This window comes from Streptomyces sp. NPDC052721 (assembly GCF_040678315.1).
GTDB lineage: Bacteria > Actinomycetota > Actinomycetes > Streptomycetales > Streptomycetaceae > Streptomyces.
The window spans coordinates 27372-50216 of sequence record NZ_JBFATL010000023.1; the positions used below are offsets into that span (position 1 = coordinate 27372).

General features: G+C 69.9%; 11 protein-coding genes and 1 pseudogene. 7 read left to right on the forward strand and 5 right to left on the reverse strand.

Features of this window, described 5'->3' with window-relative positions:
* Nucleotides 1-95: 95 nt before the first annotated feature.
* From AB0L21_RS22085 to AB0L21_RS22095, 3 genes are all read right to left on the reverse strand, one after another.
* Nucleotides 96-3338: a glycoside hydrolase family 2 TIM barrel-domain containing protein gene (locus tag AB0L21_RS22085; protein ID WP_365785851.1), complete on the reverse strand. Its 3243-nt coding sequence runs from the start codon at nucleotides 3336-3338 to the stop codon at nucleotides 96-98.
* Nucleotides 3339-3686: 348 nt separating this feature from the next.
* Nucleotides 3687-5447: a cellulase family glycosylhydrolase gene (locus AB0L21_RS22090; RefSeq protein WP_365785853.1), complete on the reverse strand. Its 1761-nt coding sequence runs from the start codon at nucleotides 5445-5447 to the stop codon at nucleotides 3687-3689.
* Nucleotides 5448-5530: 83 nt separating this feature from the next.
* Nucleotides 5531-8473 (reverse strand): glycoside hydrolase family 3 C-terminal domain-containing protein, encoded by a 2943-nt coding sequence (locus tag AB0L21_RS22095; protein WP_365785856.1) that lies wholly within the window; start codon nucleotides 8471-8473, stop codon nucleotides 5531-5533.
* Between the two features lie 438 nt (nucleotides 8474-8911).
* Between AB0L21_RS22095 and AB0L21_RS22100 the strand changes: the two genes are divergently transcribed.
* The 7 genes and pseudogenes from AB0L21_RS22100 to yicI all read left to right on the forward strand — a co-directional run bounded on the left by AB0L21_RS22100 (nucleotide 8912) and on the right by yicI (nucleotide 20008).
* Complete coding sequence (locus AB0L21_RS22100) at nucleotides 8912-10597, forward strand: extracellular solute-binding protein (RefSeq protein ID WP_365785858.1); 1686 nt, start codon at nucleotides 8912-8914, stop codon at nucleotides 10595-10597.
* Between the two features lie 80 nt (nucleotides 10598-10677).
* Complete coding sequence (locus AB0L21_RS22105; protein ID WP_365708046.1) at nucleotides 10678-11685, forward strand: ABC transporter permease subunit; 1008 nt, start codon at nucleotides 10678-10680, stop codon at nucleotides 11683-11685.
* The gene (locus AB0L21_RS22110; RefSeq protein ID WP_365785860.1) at nucleotides 11682-12623 is read left to right on the forward strand and encodes a carbohydrate ABC transporter permease; all 942 of its coding nucleotides are present in this window, start codon (nucleotides 11682-11684) and stop codon (nucleotides 12621-12623) included. Before AB0L21_RS22105 ends, AB0L21_RS22110 begins: the two co-directional genes overlap by 4 nt.
* Nucleotides 12624-12851: 228 nt before the next feature.
* Nucleotides 12852-15203 (forward strand): xyloglucanase, encoded by a 2352-nt coding sequence (locus tag AB0L21_RS22115; protein WP_365785862.1) that lies wholly within the window; start codon nucleotides 12852-12854, stop codon nucleotides 15201-15203.
* A gap of 135 nt (nucleotides 15204-15338) precedes the next feature.
* Nucleotides 15339-17318 carry a beta-galactosidase gene (locus AB0L21_RS22120; RefSeq protein ID WP_365785865.1) on the forward strand — a complete coding sequence of 660 codons (1980 nt, stop codon included), beginning with the start codon at nucleotides 15339-15341 and terminating at the stop codon, nucleotides 17316-17318.
* A gap of 93 nt (nucleotides 17319-17411) precedes the next feature.
* Nucleotides 17412-17729 (forward strand): annotated as a pseudogene (locus AB0L21_RS22125) (family 1 glycosylhydrolase); the annotation flags it as partial.
* Complete coding sequence (gene yicI / locus AB0L21_RS22130) at nucleotides 17726-20008, forward strand: alpha-xylosidase (RefSeq protein ID WP_365785867.1); 2283 nt, start codon at nucleotides 17726-17728, stop codon at nucleotides 20006-20008. The pseudogene AB0L21_RS22125 and the gene yicI, both read left to right, overlap by 4 nt.
* Nucleotides 20009-20300: 292 nt before the next feature.
* Here the strand turns inward: yicI and AB0L21_RS22135 are convergent, their stop codons facing one another.
* Complete coding sequence (locus tag AB0L21_RS22135) at nucleotides 20301-21398, reverse strand: hypothetical protein (RefSeq protein WP_365785869.1); 1098 nt, start codon at nucleotides 21396-21398, stop codon at nucleotides 20301-20303.
* 488 nt (nucleotides 21399-21886) lie between these two features.
* The gene (locus tag AB0L21_RS22140) at nucleotides 21887-22708 is read right to left on the reverse strand and encodes an SDR family NAD(P)-dependent oxidoreductase (protein WP_365785871.1); all 822 of its coding nucleotides are present in this window, start codon (nucleotides 22706-22708) and stop codon (nucleotides 21887-21889) included.
* Nucleotides 22709-22845: the final 137 nt, after the last annotated feature.

Consider the following 22845-nt stretch of genomic DNA (forward strand, 5'->3'; position numbering starts at 1 on the left):
CGCGCTTCAGACAGGATTCATCGGTAGGTCTCGCCTTCAGGGCGAGATTCGGGGATGCGAAGAGCCTCGGCGTCGAGGCGCTTCGCAGCCCCTCGTCAGTCGTCGTCGGGCACAGGCGTGAGGGTCAGCGCGAACTCGGCCGCGCGTGCGGTCAGCCGGTGCTGTGGCAGCACGCCCGGCCCCACGGCCGCGGTGCCGAGCCCCTGGACCGCGTGGTCCGTGTGCAGGTGGATCACGGGTTCGGGGATGAGGCCGGGCTGGTGGCGGGCCTCGGCGAGGTGCTGGTCGCTGTACCGGCGGACCGAGATGTTGAGCACGGGATCGCCCTCGATGCGCACACCGGTGCCGGCCGTTGCGGCCACTTCGGCCCAGCGCACATCGGCACGGTTGCCGTTCTCCTGTGGGCGCACGTACGGCGTCTGGAGCTCTTCGACCGTGGCGTGGAACCGCCCGACGCGCATCGCACGGCGGGAATCGGGGTACGCCTCGCCGGGACCCGCGCCGAACCAGGTGACCTCGCTCCAGCTCCCGGGCAGCAGCCAGCGCAGCCCGAGCCGGCCGAGGGAAGGGGCCTTGTCGCGCAGCCGCAGTTCTTCCTGCCGCTCGGCGGGGAGGTCGGGATCGACCATCGGTTCGCTGAAGGTGTCGCCGCGCTCGGGCCAGTGGCCGACCGGTTCGGTGGCCACGTGCAGCCGGAGCGCGTCGGCGTCGGCGGTCCAGCGGTACGTGGTCAGGTAGGCCGAGCGCCCGGCGGCGCCGGCGCTGCGTACGACGACGGTGAGCGTGTGGGAGCCGGCGTCGAGCGATACGGTGCGGTGCCGCAGCCGGTGCAGGCCGAGCCCGTGCCAGTAGTCCGCGTCGTGCTGTGGATAGCCGCGGTCGTTGTCGGTCGGAGCGCGCCACAGGTCGAGCCAGGGCCCTAGCACCGGCTGGCCGCCCAGGCTGAGCAGCGTGCCGGTGTGCGGGTCGAAGCGCCCCGGGCCCAGCGCGATCGCGTCGTCGCCGGGCTGCACGGCTGCCGGAGAACCTGCCAACACGGCGTAGGCCGGGTGGCGCGACGCCGCAAGCCGGACCTGCTCCCAAGCCACGGCGTGGCCGCGGGGCGCCCACGCCGTCGCGGCGGCCAGTTCGGCGCGCACCGTGAGCCACAGTTCGCCGTCGTGACCGGCCAGCGCCTTCACCTCGGAAAGCGGTACGTCGATGCTCTCACCGGCAGCGACCGGCGGTATCAACAGCTCACCGTCCGCCACCGGTTCCCCGTCGGCCTCGACACTCCAGACGAACCGCAAGGAGGAGAGGTCCTGGAACTGGTAGCGGTTGTGGACCGTGATCACGCTGCCGTGCTCGGCAATGCTGAAGCGAACCGGCTCGATGACCTTCTTGTATTCGAGCAGTCCGGGCGAGGGCGTGCCGTCGGGGAAAACCAGGCCGTCACAGATGAAGTTGCCGTCATGCAGGTCCTCGCCGAAGTCACCGCCATAGGCGAAGAACTCGCGCCCCTCGGCGTCGACGGTTCGCAGGCCCTGGTCCATCCACTCCCAGACGAACCCGCCTTGGGCGCGCGGATACCTGTCCCACAGGGACGCGTACTCTTCGAGCCCGCCAGGCCCGTTCCCCATGGCGTGGGCGAATTCGGTGAGCAGGAACGGCTTGCGATTGCGCGGCTCGTCTGCGGAGTCACCGTGCCCTTCGCGCCGGGGACAGAAGGTCTCACCGGGCAGCACACCGCCTTTCGCGATCCGGGCGACGTCAGCGGGCGTGCGGTACATCTCGCTGTAGACGTCGGTGTAGCGCGACAGGCGGTCGCCTTCGTAGTGGATCGGGCGGGACGGGTCGCGGTCGCGGGTCCACGCGGCCATCGCCTCCAGGTTCGCGCCGTCGCCCGCCTCGTTGCCCAGCGACCACAAGACGATGCTCGGGTGGTTCTTGTCCCGTTCCACCGTGCGTTGCATGCGGTTCAAGCACGCCTCCCGCCACGCGGGATCGTCCGACGGATTGCGTGCCCACAGCTCGGGCCCGGGCCGCTCGAAGCCGTGCGTCTCCAGGTCGCATTCCAGGACGACCCACAGACCGAGCTCGTCGCAGAGGTCGAGGAAGTCCGGATGCGGCGGGTAGTGAGAGGTGCGTACCGCATTGATGTTGTGCTGCTTCATCAGTTCCACGTCGCGGCGCATCGTCTCGCGGCTGACCACCCGGCCCCGGTCGGGATCGAACTCGTGCCGGTTGACGCCGCGCAGCACGACGCGCCTTCCGTTGACCGTCAGCACACCCTCGCCGCCGATCGCGACGGTGCGGAAGCCGATCCGCAGCTGGACCCGTTCGCTGTCGGTGGCTACTTCGGCGTCGTACAGGAAGGGGTCCTCAGCGCTCCACGGACGAACCCGGTCGAAGGTGAAGGGTTCCTCGACCGGCGCGGCTTCGATGCCGAGCTGCGGGATGCTGACCCGCGCCTTCGCGCCCGCGTCCGCATCCACATCACAACGCAGTCGTCCCTCGCCGGTCGCCGCGTCGTAGTCGGCGTGCACGAACACGTCGCGGATTCCGCCGACCGGCCGGGCCAGCAGCGTCACCTCGCGGAAGATTCCGGACATCCGCCAGGTGTCCTGATCTTCCAGGTAGGTGCCCGACGAGTACTGATTCACCCGGACGGCCAGCACGTTGCGGCCGGCGTGCAGCACGCCGGCCGCGTCGAACTCCACGGGCAGTCTGCTGCCGCGGCTCACGCCGAGTTCGACGCCGTTGAGCCACACCCGTGCGCAGGAGTCGACGCCCTCGAAGCGCAGGACCGCCGGGGAGCCTTCCCACGACGGCGGAAGGTCGAAGACCCGCCGGTAGTCGCCGGTCGGGTTCTCGTCCGGGACGAACGGCGGGTCCAGCGGGATCGGGTAGTTGATGTTCAAGTACGCGGGCCTGCCGTATCCGTGGAGCTGCCAATGCGAGGGCACCGGCAGCCGGTCCCACATGGCGTCATCGAACTCCGGTCCCTCGAATCCGTCCGTCTCGACCGCGGCGCTCGACGCCAGTCGGAACGCCCACTCACCGCTCAGATCCATTCGATCGGCATCGGAACGCAAGGCCGCACGCGCCGTCACGGCGCCGCGTCCCGGTGAGTACTCTTCGAAATAGCGCATCGAAGTGCGACTTCCCTCTCTGTAGTCAATCGCTGGCAAGTCCCGAGCGCGGCCATGACGCGGCACGGCCGGGGGAAGCGATGGTCGTGGCGGGCTGGTGCCGCCACCACGTCGGCGTTTGCTGCTGGGAGGTTTTGACCTGCCTGTCAGTAGATGCGAATGCCGGTCAGCGCGGCGCCGGGGACCGGGCAGGAATTGGTCCTCCACATCCCACGCGGCCTCGTCGGCGGGGAACTGGAAGAAGAGTGGCCGCTCGGGGGCTCGCCCGCGGTGTGGGCCGCCTCCGCGAGTCGGTGGATGTACGGTCGCAGGCGTTCGCGGCTCGCCGAGGCGGTCGTCTGCCGGCGACCACCGGCCTTCCCGTGAGCCGGGTGGCGGCGGATTCCGGGTTCGGGACCGCTCAGCCGGTTCGACCCCGTCTTCACCGACGCGTGCGGAGCCCTCCCACACCCTTTCGGCGCGAGCGGCGAGATTGGGGCCCGGCGCTGTGCAGTGGCCCGGCTCCTGATCGGGAGCCGGGAGCCGGGCCATTGCGCTGAGACGAGGTGGTCGAGGTCAGGCGGTCGAGCCGGTGACCGTGGTGCCCGACTTGGTGACGGTGTACGTCGTCTTGGCGCCGCTCCAGTAGTAGAAGGTGAGCGTCACGGTCACGCCGTCGTTGATCGCTTTGAGGAAGTCCGGCGTCATGGTGATGGTGTTGCCCGCGGCGTCCGGAACGAACGAGTATCCGTACTCCTGGTACGTCGTCCAGGACGCCGGGCCGGCGCCGCTGCCGTCGGCGTACGTGGCTTCCATCTCCGCCAGTATGTCGCCGTTGAACCGGGTAGGGATGACCAGGCCCTTGGTGGTGTCTCCGGTCGCGTTCGCCTGAGTCACCGGGCCGTACGTGATGACGTTGATGGTCCAGGGCACTCCCTTGGAGAACCGGACCGTCAGCGTCGAGTCGACGCCGTACGCCTGGCCGCCGACCAGCCGGGCGACCGTGGCGGCGGTCAGTGTCAGCTGGTCGCCGTCGATGGTGTAGTCCGTGTCCTTGACCAGGTTCCAGTCGCCCGCGCTCAGTCCCCTGAGGGTGGTGCCGTTGAGGTTGAGGCTGATCGTCCGCGCCGTGATCGGGCCGGACTCGGGTATGAACAGCTGGTCCGAGGACGCCGTGCCCGAGCGTGTCTTCCAGCTCGACCGGATCAGCGCCCACAGGGCCGGGTCGCGGGGCTGGAGCGTGCTGCGGTCGATGAAGTTGCCGACGTCCCACAGGGCGGTGGTCACGTGGTGGATCCGCGCCTCGTAGGCGAACATCTCGAAGAACTTCTTGCCTTCGCCCGGCTCGATGGCGTTGTAGTTGTTCCACCAGATCGGGTACTTGAACGTGCCGTACTCGCCCATGTACACCGGGACGCCCTTGGCGACGAACGTGTGGTAGATGCGGGAGTAGAGGTCGAGCATGTCCTGCTGAACCCGGGCGTCGAAGGTGTCGTATCCGGCGATGTTCACGGTGAACGGCCAGAAGCCGTAGTTGTGCACCGTGGCGACCAGGTTCGCGTCGTGCAGGGACGCGATCTCGGCGGCCAGGGCGTCCATTCCGTCCTGATCGTTGTTGATCGGGAACAGGACGAGCAGACGGGTGTCATTGCCGCCACCGGAGTGGCGCACGACGTCGAAGAACTCCGTTTGCAGCTCGTCCAGGAGCTTGCTGCTCTGGGCGGGCGTGGCGTTCTTGAACTGCGGCTCGTTGACGCCCTCGAACAGCAGCCTGCGCGGCTCGTCCTTGAACGTGGTCGCGATCTGGCTCCACGTCGCCTTGAAACGCGCCACCACGTTGTCGTGGTCGGTGGCCATGTTCTCGATCCACTGCCACGAGTCGTGATGCACGTTCAGATCGACGTAGAGGCCGTCCTCGACGGCCCAGTCGACCACCTGCTTGACTCTGGACATCCACTTCGGGTCGATGGTGTACGGCGCGGTGGCGGACTGGTGACCGCTCCAGGTCACCGGGATGCGGACGCTGCGGAAGCCCTGCGCCTTCAGGGTGTCGAACAGCTGCTTGGTGATCAGCGGCTGGTCCCACGAGGTCTCGTCCGGTATGGCGTCCATCGTGTTGCCCACGTTGAAGCTGGGCTGCATGGCCGCGACCGCGTCCATCGCCGGGTTGCGGGGTGCGGGCAGGACAGCGTCCTGCGTGGTGCTGTCGGACGCGGCCGACGCGCCGGCGGGAAGCGTACCGGCGCCCAGGACCGTACCGGCGAGAAGGATGACACTGGCTGTGCCGGCGGCGAACCGCCATCGGGTCGCTGTTGCTTGTCGTCGAACGTGCCGCACGATTTCCTCCATCGGGGTCGCGTCATGTCAGAAGATGTGGAACGCGGTGGTGCGGATCGTGTTCTTGCCAGGTCCCTGCGTACTCACCGCGTCCCGCCGGCGATCGCGGCCAGGTGGACACCGCCCCGCAGAACGAGATGCAGATCGTGCACCCCGGTCACCTCCGCGGGCATCGGTGCGCTGACCGTGCGCCAGTCGTACCGGCCGTCGGTGCCGACGGGGACGTGGAGGCCGGCGAGCAGGGTGCCGGTACCGGGACCGCCGTCGGCGTAGATCTCGACGGTCGCGTCCTCTTCTGACGCGCGGGACACCTCGGCCGTGATGACGCGCGGTCCGTCTGCCGGGCCGCCCAGGTCGACCGAGCGGTAGCGCAGTCCGCAGCAGGTTTCGCCGGTTGCCGGCGTGACGGCCTCGCCCTTGTCCCGGGTGGCGTCGACGAGCGTGCCGCCCACGCACTCGTCGAAGTCGACGGCTTCCAGTCGTCCGCCGATGAGCCTGCGGACGGGCAGGGCCGGCCCCGTCACGGTGAGGGGCGCCGTCAGGGCGATGACTTCGGCCGAGTGCCCGATCAGGATCTCGTACTGTCCCGGCTCCACGGCGAAGGCGCCGGTTGAGACGGACCAATGGGCCAAGGCCGCGACGGGCACACCGAACTCCAGCCGCCGCCGTTCACCGGGGGCGAGGGAGACCTTGCGGAAGTCCGTCAGTCGGCGTCTGGGCGCGCGGTGGCGGGCGGCGAGTGCGCGGGTGTAGAGCTGGACGGTCTCGGTGCCCGTGCGCGTTCCGGTGTTGGTGAGTTCGACGCTCACGGTCAGGGTGTCGTCCTGCGCGGCTTCCCGGGCGGACAGCCGCAGGCCGGAGTAGGCGAAGCTGGTGTAGGACAGGCCGTGCCCGAAGGGGTACAGCGGTGCGGCGTCGTGGTACTGGTACGTCCAGCCGGCGCTGATGATGTCGTAGTCGAGGCGGCCGGGCAGCGGGTCGTCGCCGCGGTACCAGGTCTGTGGGAGCCGTCCGGAGGGTTCGGCCTCGCCGAGCAGGATCGCGGCGAGTGCACGGCCCGTCTCCTGCCCGCCGTGGGAGGTCCACACCACGGCGGGCAGGTGCTTGTCGGCCCAGTCGACGGCGTACGGGTAGCTGCTCATCACGACCAGCACCGACTCGGGGCGCTCGGTGGCGACGGCGCGCAGCAGTGCCTCCTGCGCGGGCGGCAGCGCGATGCCCGTACGGTCCTCGGTCTCACGGCCGTTGATGTGCGGGTCGTTGCCGAGGACGACCACGGCGACGTCCGCTGAGGCGGCGGCCTCGACGGCTTCGGCGATTCCGTCCCTGACGACTGTTCGGGTCCAGCGTTCCGCCTTCTCGGGGGCTTCGGCAGTGAGGGTGACCCGGCCGGTGGCGGGGTCCACGGCGGCGTAGCGGCCGTTGCTGATGTTGCGCAGCAGTTCCGTACCGTCCGGCTGTGCTTCCAGCCGGAAGGTCTCGTGGACGAACCAGCCGTTCGGCTGCGTCTGGTCGGCGGCGAGGGTGAGGTCGTCGTCCTTGAGGGTGACGTAGCGCTCGGTGCGCGCGTTGCGGAGGGTCAGCACGCCTTCACCCCAGTCGAACAGGTCGTGGCAGGCGTTGTCGCCCGCCTCCTGCTCGTCCGAGGGAGCTCCGGCCACCATGGGCCCGCCGGGGCCGAGCGCCGGCACGCGCAGGAGGCCTCCGGTGGAGGCGGCGCGCAGCGTGATCCGGTCGACTCCCTCCGCGCGGACCGCTTCCGCGCCGCGCTCCCTGAGTGCCGCCCCGAGGCCGTTGGCGATGGTGATCCGGTACGGCATGGTGCCGCTGTACCAGTCCTCGAAGAGGGTGTCGGCCAGCGGGCCGACGAGCGCCACGCGCCGGCCCGGGGCCGGTGACAGCGGCAGTGCGCCGTCGTTCTTCAGCAGCACCACCGACTCCGTGGCGGCGCGCAGCGCGAGCGCACGGTGTGCGGGGCTGTCCACGACGTCGTCACGGATGCCGGCGTAGGGGTCGAGGTCCGGATCGAACTCGCCGAGGCGGAAGCGGATCGACAGGTGGCGTCGCGCGGCGCGGTCGATGTCGGCCTCGGTGAGCAGCCCGCGGCCGACCGCCGTGCGGAGTCTGCCGAGGGTGATGCTGCCGTCCTCGCGCTGTTCGGTGATGCTGTCGACGCCGGCGCGTACGGCCGCCGCGTGGGAGGTGGGGTGGTCGTCGAAGTAGTGCTCCGATTCGACGAGGTTGGTCACGGCTCCGGCGTCGCTGCAGACGAACAGCTCGTGGCCGGTGGGCTCGGCCCAGCGCCGTACCTCGGTCTTGAGCAGTGGACTGACGTGGCAGGGGCGGCCGTTGATGAGGTTGTAGGCCGGCATGACGCCGGTGGCGGCGCCGGACGCGATCGCCGGGCGGAAGGCGGCGAGGTCGTATTCGTGCAGCACCCTGGGCGGCACCACGGAGGAGGTGATGTCGCGCTCGTCCTCGTTGTTGTAGGCGAGGAAGTGCTTCAGCAGCGGTGCCGTGCGCAGATAGACCGGGTGGTCCCCGGCCAGCCCGCGGCAGTAGCTGACGGACAGCCGGCCGGTGAGCAGCGGATCCTCCGCGTACCCCTCCTCGTTGCGGCCCCAGCGCGGGTCGCGCAGCAGGTTCACCACGGGGGCCCAGACCTGGAGGCTGTGCCGGTGGCCGTCGACGGCGGGGCGCTGGTGGAAGGCGCGGGTCTCGGTGCCGACGGCCGTGGCGACCTCGTGGAGCAGTTCCTCGTCCCAGGTGGCTCCCAGGCCTATGGCCTGCGGGAACACGGTGGCCGGCCCCAGCCAGGACACGCCGTGCAGCCCTTCGGTGCCGGTCTTGAAGGGGGCCAGCCCGAGGCGGGGAACTCCTGGTGAGTACTGGTAGAGCAGCTCGATGCGCTCGTCGAGCGTCAGCCGGGAGACCAGGTCGTCGACGCGCTGTGCGAGGGGGAGCGCGGGGTCACGGAACGGCAGGTCGGTGACGGGCGGCTCGGGGCCGGTGGCGGCGGTACTCACCTGAGATGTCCCTTGCAGGAGGTCGAAGGAGAACGCGTGGGAAGCGTGGGCGACTGCGGGCCCGGGGGGCGTACGGCTTTCCTCGATCGCACGGTCGCAAGTCGAAGCGCTTCGACATTGGCATGACGCTGAGTTGTGTGTCAATCACATGTCGTCCAGTTGTCGCAACTCGTTTTTCCAGCGTTGGCGTCGCCCAGAAAAAGCAGCTCACCTGTGGAAAATCCGTAGGGAGGACGATGCGCCCCGCCACCTCGACCATGCTCGTTACCAGAAAGTGACCTGACGGCCCGTTGTCGTGTCCGGTAACGCAGCCCTACTGTCACCGGACGTCGAAGCGCATCGATTCGGTTTCTCCCGCCGTCCGACCACAGGCCGCCGGACGACTCAGCGTCGGCCCGCCCGCCGGTCGGGCCCACGAACACGAAGGGCCGCAACGACATGAGCATCGAGATGAACCGCCGAGCCGTCCTGCGAACAGCCGCCGGCGTAGCGGGCGCCGCCTCTCTCTCACCGCTGCTGGCCGCCTGCGGCGGCAGCGGCTCCGCTGCCGGCAAGGGCGGCACCAGCAGCAAGAAGGGCCTGGCAGCCGCGCTGCCCGCCTATGTGCCCAGCACGGTCGTCAAGCCGGACATCGCGTCCGTCAGACTCCCCAACGGAGCGGTCACGGAGCCGGGTTACCTCGCCTTTCCCTCCGAGCCGGTCACCACGGTGAAGAAGACCCCGGGCAAGGGCGGTCACTACACGTCCACCACGCCGCTGTGGGGGACCATCCCGCCCGCCGGCAACCAGTACTACCAGGCCATGTCCCAGGCGCTGGGCACCACGATCAAGATGCAGCCCGCCAACGGGAACACCTACGGCACGTCCCTGGCCACCCTCTCCGCCTCCGGCAACCTCCCGGACTGGGTGCAGATCCCGAGCTGGATGAACGGGCAGGTCCAGACCGGTGGGCTGGTGGGCCGGCACCTGGCCGACCTGACGCCCTACCTGTCGGGCGACAACGTCAAGGAGTATCCCAACCTGGCGGCCATCCCCAGCAGTGGCTGGATGGCGGGCGCCTGGGAGAACAAGCTCTACGGCATCCCGTGCTTCACCAGCGGCACGAGCTTCAACCAGATCATCTTCTACCGGCAGGACGTGTTCCAGGACCACGGCATCGACGCCGCCGACATCAAGTCCGCGGACGATCTGATGCGCGTCGGCAGGGAACTCACCGACGCCAAGGCGGGGCGCTGGGCGTTCGACGACATCTGGACGTACTTCAACTGCGCGTTCGGTGTGCCGCAGAAGTTCCGAGTGGACGGCGGCAAACTGGTCCACAAGTACCGGACGCCGGAAATCCTCGAGGCCCTCGCCTGGCACCACAAGCTGGCGAAGTCCGGCTTGATGAACCCGGACGCGCTGGCCGGCAACGTCAACGACAGCAAGACCCGGTTCTACGCCGGCAAGACCGTCATCATGGGCGACGGCATGGGTGCCTGGACTGTCGGCGACGCGCAGTCGGGGCAGGCGGCGAACAAGAAGTACCGGCGCGGCCTGCTCCCGGTCTTCGCGGCGGACGGCCACTCCAAGCCGTACGTCTACATCGGCGCGGGAACCGGGTACGTGAGCTATCTCAACGCGCGCCTGAAGCCGAGCCAGATACGCGAGCTGCTCTCCGTGGCCAACTACCTGGCCGCGCCGTGGGGTTCGGCCGAGTACACGATGACCCTCTACGGCGTCAAAGGCGTGGACTACAACCTGGTCAAGGGGGTTCCCGTCGCGACGCCCACCGGGCAGAAGAACGTGCAGCAGGCCACGTATCCCTTCCTGGCCGCGTGCCCGAACACGGTGACCAGCCCGGGTTACCCGGAGATCACCAAGGAGCAGTGCGCCTGGCTCAGGGCCACCGCGCCGCTCGCGGTCAAGCCGGTCTTCTGGAACCTGAACGTCACCGTCCCGGCCCGGTACAACACCGCCGACACGGCGCAGGCCGTCGAGGACACCATCATCTCCGTCATCCACGGGCTCAAGCCGGTCTCGGCCTTCCAGGAGGCGGTCAGCACCTGGCGACGCAACGGCGGTGACCGGCTGGTGGGCTGGTACCAGGACTCGGTCCTCGCCACGTACGGCACCCACCCGTAGCGGTGAAGCGCGCTGTGACCAGGCCGCCGGCGCGACGCAGAGCGCGACCGGGGCGGACCGAGCCGAGCACAGGAGGAAGGGTGCACACCACAGTCGTCGACGTCAGCCCGGACAGCCCGCAGCACGAGCCGCGACGCAGAGCCGCCGGGCGCCGGGCGGCCACGGCGGACGCCGCCCCGAAGCTCACCTTCAGGGTGCGGCTGCGCCGCGACAGATCGCTGATCCTGATGACCCTGCCGGTCGTCGTCCTGCTGCTGGTCTTCAACTACGTGCCGATCCTCGGGAACGTCGTCGCCTTCAAGTACTACGACCCGCTGGTCGGCGTGCTCGACAGCGAATGGGTCGGACTGGACAACTTCCGCCAGTTGTTCGGCGATCCCCTCTTCTGGCAGGCACTGAAGAACACCCTGGAACTCAGCCTCGTCCAGCTGGTGCTCTTCTTCCCGGTGCCGATCATGCTCGCGCTGCTGCTGAACTCGGTGCTCAGCAGCCGGATCCGGTCGGTCATCCAGTCGGTCACCCTGCTGCCCCACTTCTTCTCCTGGGTGCTGACGATCACCCTGTTCCAGCAGATGCTCGGTGGGGCCGGGCTGCTCAACCAGTTCCTGCGCAACCACGACATGACGCCGTGGAACATCATGACCGACCCGCACACCTTCCCACTGCTGGTGACCTCGCAGGTCGTGTGGAAGGAGTCCGGCTGGGGCATCATCGTCTTCCTCGCCGCGCTCGCCGCTATCGACCAGAACCTCTACGAGGCGGCGGCCGTGGACGGCGCGGGCCGCTGGCGCCGGCTGTGGCACATCACGCTGCCGGGCATCCGCGCGGTCACCGTTCTGATGCTGGTGCTGCGCCTCGGCAACATCCTCAGCGTGGGATTCGAGCAACTGCTCATCCAGCGGGCGGCGGTCGGGCATGACGCGGCCGACGTCCTCGACACCTTCTCCTTCTACTACGGCATCGCCACCAACAACTACGGCTACGGCGTGGCAGCGGGCATCTTCAAGAGCGTCATCTCCCTGCTGCTGCTGTGGGGCGCCAACAAGCTCGCACACGCCCTGGGCGAGGACGGACTGTACCGCCGATGAGCATTCTCACCGCAGCCGCCACGGCTGCCCGCCGCCGCAACCCCGCCCACCCGGTGTGGGAGGAGCCGCCGTCCGTCGCCGGTCAGGCCGGCAAGTCGGCCGTCCTCGTCGTCATCCTGCTCGCCATCCTGGTTCCGCTGTGGTCCGTGGTGATCACCAGTCTGTCCACCCAGGCGGCGGTCAACGAGGCCGGGGGCATGGTCCTCGTCCCGCGCGACCTGACCCTGAACGCCTACGACACGATCCTGCGCGGCGGCCCGGTCGCCCGGGCGCTCGTGGTGAGCCTCGGCATCACCGTCGTAGGCACCCTGTTCTCGATGGTGATCTCGGTGCTGTGCGCCTACGGGCTCTCCCGCAGGGGATCGCTGGGCCACCGCACGATCCTGATGCTGCTCATCGTCACCATGTTCGTCAGCGCCGGGCTGATCCCCAGCTATCTCGTGGTCGTGGGGCTCGGCGGCTACGACCAGTACTGGGCGCTGATCGTGCCGAGCTCGGTGAGCGTGTTCAACATCATCGTGCTGCGTGCCTTCTACTCCGGCACCGCCACGGAACTCATCGACGCCGCCCGCATGGACGGCGCCGGCGAGTGGCGCATCCTCTGGTCAGTGGTGCTGCCCACGTCGCGCGCGGTCACCGCGGTGGTCACGCTGTTCTACGCCGTCGCCTACTGGAACTCCTTCTTCAACGTCATGCTCTACATGCCGCTCGACAGCAGGAAGTGGCCGTTGCAGTACGTGCTGTACCAGTACGTCAGCCTGGGCTTCAACTTGCCCGGCCAGACCAACTCCGGCTTCGGCGACGGAAAGTCGCTGACGGCTCCGCTGTCGCTGCAGATGGCGGTGGTCGTGCTGACACTGCTCCCCGTCGTCGTCGCCTTCCCGTTCCTTCAGAAGCATCTGGCCAAGGGCATGCTCACCGGCGCGATCAAGGGCTGAGGGCCACGACGGCTCCAGCACCCCCCTCATGCTCGCGGGACGGACGGCGGTGACACGCCACACCGACCCCCGCCTCCCCGTCACCGGCCACGACCGGCTCACGGACGGTCGGCCGGCCCGGACGGGCTGACACCATCCGCCCACCCTCCCCGACCACGCCAGAGCCGCCGGACTGCTGCTTGTGCGCAGGCCCCGTACGGACCCGGACCCGAAAGGCAAGGACCCGCCATGCCCCATGCCCCGCACCTCTCCCGCCGAGGTCTGCTGGCCGCCGGCGCGGCGGCGGCCGCCCTCCCTGTGCTCGCCCCCTCCGCCGCGTCCGCCCGCCAGGCCGGACAGGCCAGAGCGGCCGGATCCACGCCCTACACCTTCCGCAACGCGGAGACAGTCGGCGGCGGCTTCGTCACCGGCATCGTCTTCAACCAGCGCGAACCCGGACTGGTGTACGCCCGCACCGACATCGGCGGCGCCTACCGCCTCGACACGGCGTCCCGGCGGTGGCTGCCCCTCACCGACTGGATCGGCTGGGACGAGTACGGACACACCGGCATCATCAGCATCGCCACCGACGAGGTCGACCCCGACCGCGTCTACCTGGCGGCGGGCACCTACACCCTCCCCGACTGGGACCCGACCATGGCGGCGATCCTGCGCTCGACCGACCGCGGCCGAACCTGGAAGACCACTCCCCTGCCGTTCCGGCTGGGCGGCAACATGCCCGGCCGCGGCATCGGCGAACGGCTGGTGATCGACCCCAACCGCAACAGGATCCTCTACCTGGGAGTGCGCGGGGGCCACGGGCTGTGGCGCAGCACCGACCACGGCAAGACCTTCGCGAAGGTGACCAGCTTCCCCAACCCGGGCGACTTCGTCATCGACCCCGCCGACCCCGACGGCTACAACGGCGACAACCTGGGCGTGCTGCAAGTCGTCTTCGACAAGCGCACCGGCAGAGCGGGCAGGGCCACCCGGACCCTCTACGTCACCGTCGCCGACAAGGACAACATCCTCTACCGGTCGACCGACGCGGGAGCGACCTGGGAACGTGTACCCGGTCAGCCCACCGGCTTCATCCCGCACCACGCGGTCTTCGACCACGTCGGCGGCCACCTGTACCTGGCGACCAGCAACACCGCCGGCCCCTACGACGGCTCCAAGGGCGACGTGTGGAAGCTGGACACCGCCACCGACACCTGGACCCGCATCAGCCCGGTCCCGTCGACCAGCGACGACAACAAATACGGTTACAGCGGCCTGACCATCGACCGGCAGAATCCGGACACCCTGATGGTGTCCACCCAGGTCAAGTGGTACCCCGACTGCCTCCTCTTCCGCTCCACCGACGGCGGCGCGACCTGGACCCGCGCGTGGGACCTGGGCGCGAGTGGCGAACGCACCCTGCGCTACGACATCGACATCTCCGCCGCCCCCTGGCTGACCTGGAACGCCTCGCCGTCGCTGCCCGAGATGGCCCCCAAGCTGGGCTGGATGATGGAGTCCGTCCAGATCGACCCCTTCGACTCCGACCACTTCATGTACGGAACCGGCGCGACGATCTACGGCGCCGACAACCTGACCGACTGGGACAGCGGCGGCACGGTGCACATCTCCGTGCGGGCCCAGGGCCTGGAGGAGTGCTCGATCGGCTGCGTGATCAGCCCACCCGTCGGTCCCGCTCACCTCTTCTCGGGCGTCGGCGACGTCGGCGGCTTCCGCCACACGGATCTGCACAAGGCGACGAAGATGTACGACAACCCGACCTTCGGCGCCACCCCGGCCCTGGACTACGCGGAGCTGGCGCCCCACACCATCGTGCGGGTCGGCAACCCCACCAGCGGCTGGACCCAGCACTTCGCCATCTCCACCGACAGCGGCAACACCTGGACGCCGTCGGACAGCGAGCCGTCCGGCGTCACCGGACCCGGAGTCGACGACCAGGCCGTCGCCATCAGCGCCGACGGCAGACGCATCGTCTGGTCACCGGCCGGCGCGCCGGTCAGCTGGTCCGACGACCACGGTGCCACCTGGACGGCGTCGAAGGGGCTGCCGGCCGGGGCCCCGGTGCGCTCCGACCGGGTGAACCCCGCGAAGTTCTACGCCTACGCCTCCGGCGTCTTCTACCTCAGCACGGACGGCGGCAAGAGCTTCACGGCCACGGCGGCGACCGGTCTGCCCACCGCGGGCAACGTCCGGTTCAAGCCGGTCCCGGGCCACGAGGGCGACATCTGGCTGGCCGGCGGCACCACCAAGCCCACCACCCCCACACCGTACGGGCTGTGGCGGTCGGCCGACTCCGGAACGTCCTTCACCAGGTTCGATGCGGTGGACGAGGGCGACGTCGTCGGATTCGGCAAGGCCGCGCCCGGTGCCGCGTATCCCGCCGTGTACACCAGTTCCAAGATCCGAGGCGTGCGCGGCATCTTCCGGTCCGACGACTCGGGCCGGACCTGGACCCGCGTCAACGACGACCGCCACCAGTACGCCTGGACCGGCAACACCATGACCGGAGACCCCCGGGTCTACGGCCGCGTCTACTTCGGGACCAACGGGCGCGGAGTCCTCTACGGCGACCCGGTGTGAGGTCCGGCTCCCGGTCACCGCGCTCCGCACCCGCCGTCCCGACCGCCCTCTGCCCGGAAGCACCGCCCGACTCTCCGAACAGAGGGTCGGGCGGCCCGGAAACAGCGCCCGAACCCTCCGTACGAAGGCACCGTCATGACCACACGCAGCATCACCGACCGCCTGGGCGGGCTCGCCTTCGGCGGGGACTACAACCCCGAGCAGTGGGACGAACCGGTCTGGAAGGAGGACGACACGCTCATGCGCCAGGCCAGGGTCAACCTGGCCACCATAGGTGTCTTCTCCTGGGCCCTGCTGGAACCGGAGGAGGGACGCTACGACTTCGCCTGGCTGGACGCCCACATCGACCGCCTGCACGCAGGCGGCGTGGCCGTCGACCTCGCCACCCCGACGGCCTCCCCGCCGCCCTGGTTCACCCTGGCCCACCCCGACGCGCTGCCGGTCACCCCGGACGGCACCCGACTCACCCACGGCAGCCGCGACACCTACTGCCTCACCGCGCCCGCCTACCGCAGCGCGGCCCGCCGGATCGCCTCAGCCCTGGCCGAGCGGTACGGCGACCACCCCGCCCTCGCGCTGTGGCACGTGCACAACGAGTACGGCACGCTCTGCCACTGCGACCACACGGCCGCGGCCTTCAGGGTGTGGCTGCGCGCCCGCCACGGCTCGCTGGACGCCCTCAACGAGGCCTGGGGAACAGCGTTCTGGAGCCAGCACTACACCTCCTGGGAGCAGGTGCTGCCGCCGCGTGCGACACAGTGGCACAAGAACCCCGGCCAAGCACTGGACTTCCACCGCTTCTGGTCGGACGAGATCATCGCCGCCTATTGCGAGCAGCGCGACGCGATCCGCGCGCACAGCGACCGGCCGGTGACGACCAACCTGATGCTCCCCGCCTACCAGAACATCGACCTCTGGGCCCTCGCCCGCGAACTCGACATCGTCACATCCGACCAGTACCCGAGCGCTCCCGGCCTGGACGCCGCCGCCGAGGCCGCCTTCCACGCCGACCGCACCCGCTCCCTGGCCGGCGGCGGCCCCTGGCTGCTGATGGAACAGGGCACCAGCACCGTCTACGACGGTGACCGGGTGCTTGCCAAGGAGCCCGGGGAGATCCTGCGCCACACCCTCGGGCACATCGCCCGCGGTTCGGAGGGCGCCCTCTTCTTCCAGTGGCGGCAGTCCCGGGCCGGCGCCGAGATGTGGCACTCGGCGATGATCCCGCACGCGGGCCCCGACAGCCGGATCTTCCGGGAGGTCACGCAGGTCGGCGAGGCGGTCGCCCGGCTCGGAGAGCTGGCGGGATCGACGGTCACCGCGCCGGTGGCCGTCCTCCACGACTCGGACGCCTGGTGGGCGTTGAGTACGGACGGCCTGCCCTCCCCCGACCTCGACTACCACGAGGCACTGGGCCGAGCGCACCGAGCTGTGTGGGACGCGGGCGTCACGGTCGACTTCGCCCACCCCGAACACGAATTGGGCCGCTACCGGCTCGTCATCGCACCGGCCCTGTTCCTGATGTCCGACGCGGGAGCCGAGAACCTGCGCCATTACGTCGAGGGCGGTGGGACGCTGCTCGTCCAGCACGCGAGCGGATGCGTCGACGAGCGCCTGCACGCCCGGCTGGGCGGCTGTCCCGCCGGGCCGCTGCGCGAGGCGCTGGGCATCCGCGTCGAGGAGTACCGGCCGCTGCGGCGCAAGGAGCGGATCGCCCTGTCGGACGGGTCGTACGGCACCGTCTGGAGCGAGTCCGTGCGCGCCGAGGGCGCTGAGACGCTCGCCGCCCACACCCACGGCATGCTGGCGGGCAGCCCCGCGCTCACCCGGCACCGCTATGGCACCGGGCAGGGCTGGTACCTCTCGACCCGCCTGGAGGAGACCGGCTACGGCGCCCTGGTCCGCCGACTGCTGAAGGAGGCCGACGTCGAACCCGAACTGCCAGGCCTGCCGCCCGGTGTCGAAGCCGTCACCCGGCACGCGCCCGACGGCCGCCGCTGGCGCGTCCTGATCAACCACCGCACCGACACCCTGCCCCTGCCGGAGCCCGCCCACGACTTGCTCACCGGTGCCGTGGCACACGAACTGCCGCCCGGTGGCTGCGCGGTGCTCGCGTGAGCCGCGACCAGCAACTGATGATCACCCCGCCGCTTCGCCGTCTCTGCATCCGGAGGAAGTCCCATGCCTCTCACCGACGTCGGCCTTGACGCGATCTGGATCACCGAGAACGGCTCGGCGGAGGCCGACACGGTCGCGCCCGACGGCCAGGTCCACGACCCCGACCGTATCGCCTACCTCGCCGACCACCTCACCGCCGTGGCCGACGCCGTCGCCGCCGGTGTGGACGTACGCGGCTACCACGTCTGGTCGCTGCTGGACAACTTCGAGTGGGCACGCGGCTACGAGCAGCGATTCGGCCTCGTCCACGTCGACTACGACACCCTGACCCGCACCCCCAAGGACAGCTGCCACTGGTACCGGGGCCTGATCGCCGCACACCGTGCGCGCACGGAGGAACCTGCCCGATGAAGTTCACGGACGGCTACTGGCTGATGCGTCCCGGCTGCACGGCACGCTACGCCACCGAGGTCGCCGACGTCCGCGCCGACGACCACCGGATGACCCTGTACGCGCCCGTGAAACACGTGAGCCGGCGCGGTGACACCCTCAACAGCCCGCTGCTGACAGTGGAGTGCTGGTCCCCGGCCGAGGGGATCATCGGCGTGCGGACGACCCACCACGCCGGATCGGCGTGCCGGGGACCGGAGTTCGCGTTGCCCGGCGCCGAAGCGGACGCCGGCAAGGTGCGCCGGGACGGAGCGGTGCTGGAACTGGCCTCCGGTGAACTGACGCTGCGCGTGGACACGCAGCAGCCGTGGCGGCTGGAGTTCACCGCCGGCGGCCGCGTGCTGACCTCCGCAGGCGAGCGCGGCACCGGCTTCGTCACCGACGCCGAGGGCCGCCACCACATGCTCGGCCGGCTCTCCTTGGGAGTCGGAGAGCTGGTCTATGGCCTGGGGGAGCGCTTCACCCCGTTCGTCAAGAACGGGCAGAGCGTGGACATCTGGCAGGCCGACGGCGGCACCAGCAGCGAACAGGCCTACAAGAACATCCCGTTCCACCTGACCAACCGCGGATACGGCGTCTTCGTCAATCACCCGGGCAGGGTCAGCTACGAGGTCGGCTCCGAGTCGGTCGGCCAGGTGCAGTTCAGCGTCGAGGACCAGTCGCTGGAGTACTTCGTCGTCCACGGCCCCACCCCCAAGGAGATCCTCGTCCGCTACACGGCTCTCACCGGACGTCCGGCTCTGCCCCCGGCATGGGCACTGGGGCTGTGGCTGACCACGTCCTTCACCACCGAATACGACGAGGCCACCGTCAACCGCTTCGTCGGCGGCATGGCCGAACGCGGCATCCCACTGAGCGTCTTCCACTTCGACTGCTTCTGGATGCGCGAGTACCAGTGGTCCGACTTCACATGGGATGCGGAGACCTTTCCCGACCCCGAGGGCATGCTGGCCCGGCTCAAGCAGCAGGGCCTGCGCATCAGCGCGTGGATCAACCCGTACATCGCACAGAAGTCGCACCTGTTCGACGAGGGCATGCGCGAGGGCTACCTGGTACGCCGCGCCGACGGCAGCGTATGGCAGTGGGACCTGTGGCAACCGGGCATGGCCCTGGTCGACTTCACCAACCCGGCCGCCCGCGACTGGTACACCGGCAAACTGCGCACCCTGCTCACCCAGGGCGTGGACTGCTTCAAGACCGACTTCGGCGAACGCGTCCCCACCGACGTCGTCTGGCACGACAGCTCCGACCCCAAGCGGATGCACAACTACTACACCCACCTCTACAACCAGGCCGTCTTCAACCTGCTGCGTGAGGAGCGCGGCGAGGGCGAGGCTCTGCTGTTCGCCCGCTCCGCCACCGCCGGCGGCCAGCAGTACCCGGTCCACTGGGGCGGCGACTGCGAGTCCCACTTCAACGCCATGGCCGAGTCACTGCGCGGCGGGCTCTCCCTCGGCCTGTCCGGATTCGGCTTCTGGAGCCACGACATCGGCGGCTTCGAGGGCACCCCCACCCCCACCGTTTTCAAGCGCTGGGTGCAGTTCGGCCTGCTCTCCTCGCACAGCCGACTGCACGGCAGCAACTCCTACCGCGTCCCGTGGGACTACGGCGAGGAAGCCGTCGAGGTCACCCGGGAGTTCACCCGCCTCAAACACCGCCTCGCCCCCTACCTCCAGCGCGCCGCCCAGCAGGCCCACACCACCGGCATCCCGGTGATGCGGGCCCTGGTGCTGGAGTTCCCCGACGACCCGGGCGCGGCGGCACTCGACCGGCAGTACATGCTCGGGGACGACCTGCTCGTCGCGCCCGTCTTCACCGACGACGGCACGGTGGAGTACTACGTGCCCGAGGGGACGTGGACGAACGTACTGACCGGCGACCAGGTCACCGGCCCGCGCTGGGTACGCGAACAGCACGGCTTCCACACCCTGCCGCTGCTCGCCCGCCCCGACTCGGTCATCCCGCTCGCCGCCGACGACCAGCACCCCGTCTCGGCCTGGGCCGACGGCGTCGAGTTGCGGGTCCACGCCTTCGCCGACGGCACGGAACACACGCTGGTGATCCCCCGCCCCGACGGGCCGGGCGAGACGGCCCGCTTCCACCTGCACCGCGACGGCGACCGCCTCCGCGTCACCACCAACAGTCCCCACCCCTGGCAGCTCCGGCTCGGCGGACCGGACGGAACCCTCCACACGAGCCCCGCCGGCACCCTGGAAGCCGACCTGCCCTACCCGCGCTGAACCGAGCACTGAGGCAGTTCCCCTGTTCGCCCAGCAGGAGAGCAGGGGAACCACCTCAGTGGCCGTTCGCCGCTCCAGCCAATGCCCCGCAACCGGAAGTGTGCCGCCGTACAGAGCCAGACCAAGCGCCACATATCCCCCGAAGCTCGCCCTCTGACCTCACACGCTGCCCGCGCCGGCTACGCGAACACCAGGCTTCGACACCCTGCCGCTGCTCGCCGACCGCGTCGGTGCCGTGGTAGCGCAGGCGCCTTTCAGCTCCGGCACGGGGTCGGGCGATATCGGCTACGGCCTACCGGCTCTCGCCGCGCCACTCGCCCACACCGTCCCAGGCCAACTCCAGGTGGCGGGCGTGAGACCGGCCGAGCTCGCGGTCCACGACCGCGTGCGCCTGGAGCATGCTGCGCAGCCCGCCCATCCCGTCCAACTCGGCGCCTATCGTCCGGGTTCGTGGATCTGCTCCGCCTCCGGTCAGGAACCCGCGGGTGACGGCGATGGCGAACAGCTCGTCCAGGAGCTGGCTGGTGCGGGCCTCCTTGCCGGTGAGGGCCTCGGCGTGGGGCCGCGGCAGCAGGCCGTGGTCGTGCCACATGGCGGCTCGGCCACCGTGGTCGTCGGGCGAGCCATAGCCGAGGATGGCCTGCCGGCCGCCGCAGAAGTGGAGGCGGTCGGCGGTGCGCCAGATCCGGTAGCCCGTGAACACGCCTCCGTAGAGGGCGGAGATCTGGGCGCAGAAGCTGTCAGGGATCACTTCGACCACGAAGTACGCGAAGTCCTGCCGGAGCAGGTCGCGTTCGAGGTTGACGCGGAGGATGCCGGTCGCCTCCTCCGCCGTGCCGCTGCACAGGCCCCTGCTGGACCACGACTTCGCGACGGCGCGGAACTCGGCCCTGAGCCTCGGCCCGTCGATGACGGGCACGGCCGGGACTGCCTGGTCGACGACCGTCTGAAGCGCCACCGCCACGCTGTCGGTCTGCGTCTTCCCGAAGGCTGCCTCCGCGGGTCGCGGTGGTGCCATTCCCAGGCGGTTCGCGGCCTCGTTGCGCATGGGGTTGTCCGGGTTGCTGATGGACGCGTAGACCTCGGTGAGGATGGCTTCCTCGCTCATGCCCGTGACGGCCATGGCCCGGCGCATGGTGACCTTCTCGTCCTTGCAGTCGACGCCCTGGCTGAAGTGGCACGTGCCGTCCACGCCGTGCGGCAGGTGGAAGACGTAGCCGCCGGCCGCGAGCGAGCCGCACACCGGGCAGTACCGGAACCAGGTGTCGACGGGGTCCGGATCGTCGCCCTGAGCGGCGGCCGGTTGCGCCGGCGGATCCGTGCGCTCCGGCGGCTCTGGCTTGCGTCGTCTCCTGAAGCGCACCGTCCTCCGCTCCGCCGCAGTCGGCATTCGGGCACCTCACCGTAGCGCCGAAGGAGGGGGTGAGGACAGACCCTCTGGTGCGAGGCGCCGGAGAAGAAGCAGCGGCCAACTGTGATGCCCGGAGTGGCCGACTGGCGGCGCCAGGGAGCGCCTGAAGCGAATGAGCCCCGGCCGGCATGCCGGCCGGGGCGAACCCGCAAGGGGTGTGACCGTGAAGGGCGGTCGCCTACGCGGCGAAAGGCAATGCGAGGCTTCAGCCGAACGATCGTCCTCGCATGCGATGGATGAGGCCCGGGGACACTGTCCCCTTCACCGTCACGCCCGGTTCAACCACACCCGCCCGGCGAACATTCCCGCGTTCGTGCTGCCCGTCCCGCATCGCATCCGCGCCCGCTCGGCGCCCTGCTCGTCCCGCCGCGGCGATCACTCGCTCTCGCTCGTGGGGCGTCACGCGCCCGTATCGGCCCGGCCGGCCGGCGGTGTGCGGGGACACGCCGGTGCCGGCGGTGAGTCTGTCAGGGACGGGGCCAGTCGTTCCCGGCCGCGGCTTCGGTGACGTACTCCCGGAAGGTGCGGGCACGGCGCCCGGTCAGGCGGGGCACCGTGTCCAGAGGCTCGGTGTCGCCCAGGGCGCGCAGTGCCGCGTAGGCGGTGAGGTCCCGTTCGACGGACTCCTCGGAGCGGCCGAAGGACGTCTGCGCGGCGCGGTAGGCGTCGTCGCTGCCGTGGAACCTCATCGGGCGGCCGGTGACGTCCTGGATGACGGTGCACACCTCGGCGAAGGACAGCGCCTGCGGGCCGGTCAGTTCGTACGTCCGGCCGGTGTGTCCGTCCTCGGTCAGAGTCCGGGCGGCAGCGGCCCCCACGTCATCCAGGTCCACGAACCCCTGTCGGCACTCCCCCAGCGGCAGCGCCAGCTCACCGGCGAGGACCGCGTCGCGGAAGGGGCCCTCGTCGAAGTTCTGGTCGAACCAGTCGATGCGCAGGATCGTCCAGGCGGCTCCGGACTTCTTGACGGTGTCCTCGGCTGCGATCAGCCTCTGGTCTCCTATCGCCTCGATGGCGCGACTGGACAGCAGGACGATGCGTTCGACGCCGAGGTCCACGGCCAGGCCGACGAGGTCCGGGTGGACGGGGATGCCGTCGGGGGCCATCAGGAACATGCGGCTCGCGCCCCGCAGGGCCGGTTCCCACGTACGGCGGTCGTTCCAGTCGAATCGGGTGGCGCTGTGCCGGGAGGCGGCTGTGACCGGCGCTCCCAGAGCCCGCAGGTGTGCGGTGACACGCCGGCCCGTGGAGCCGGTGGCTCCGAGGACGAGGATCGGTGCGGTGTCCATGTCCTGCCGAACGACGGCCGGGTGCGAAGGAAACGGCTCCCAGGGGGCGACGATTGCCGACAGGCAGCTACCCCATCGGGTTGAGGCTCAACACGCACGTGACATGGGCGGCTTTACCGCCGAGAACATCCGAATAT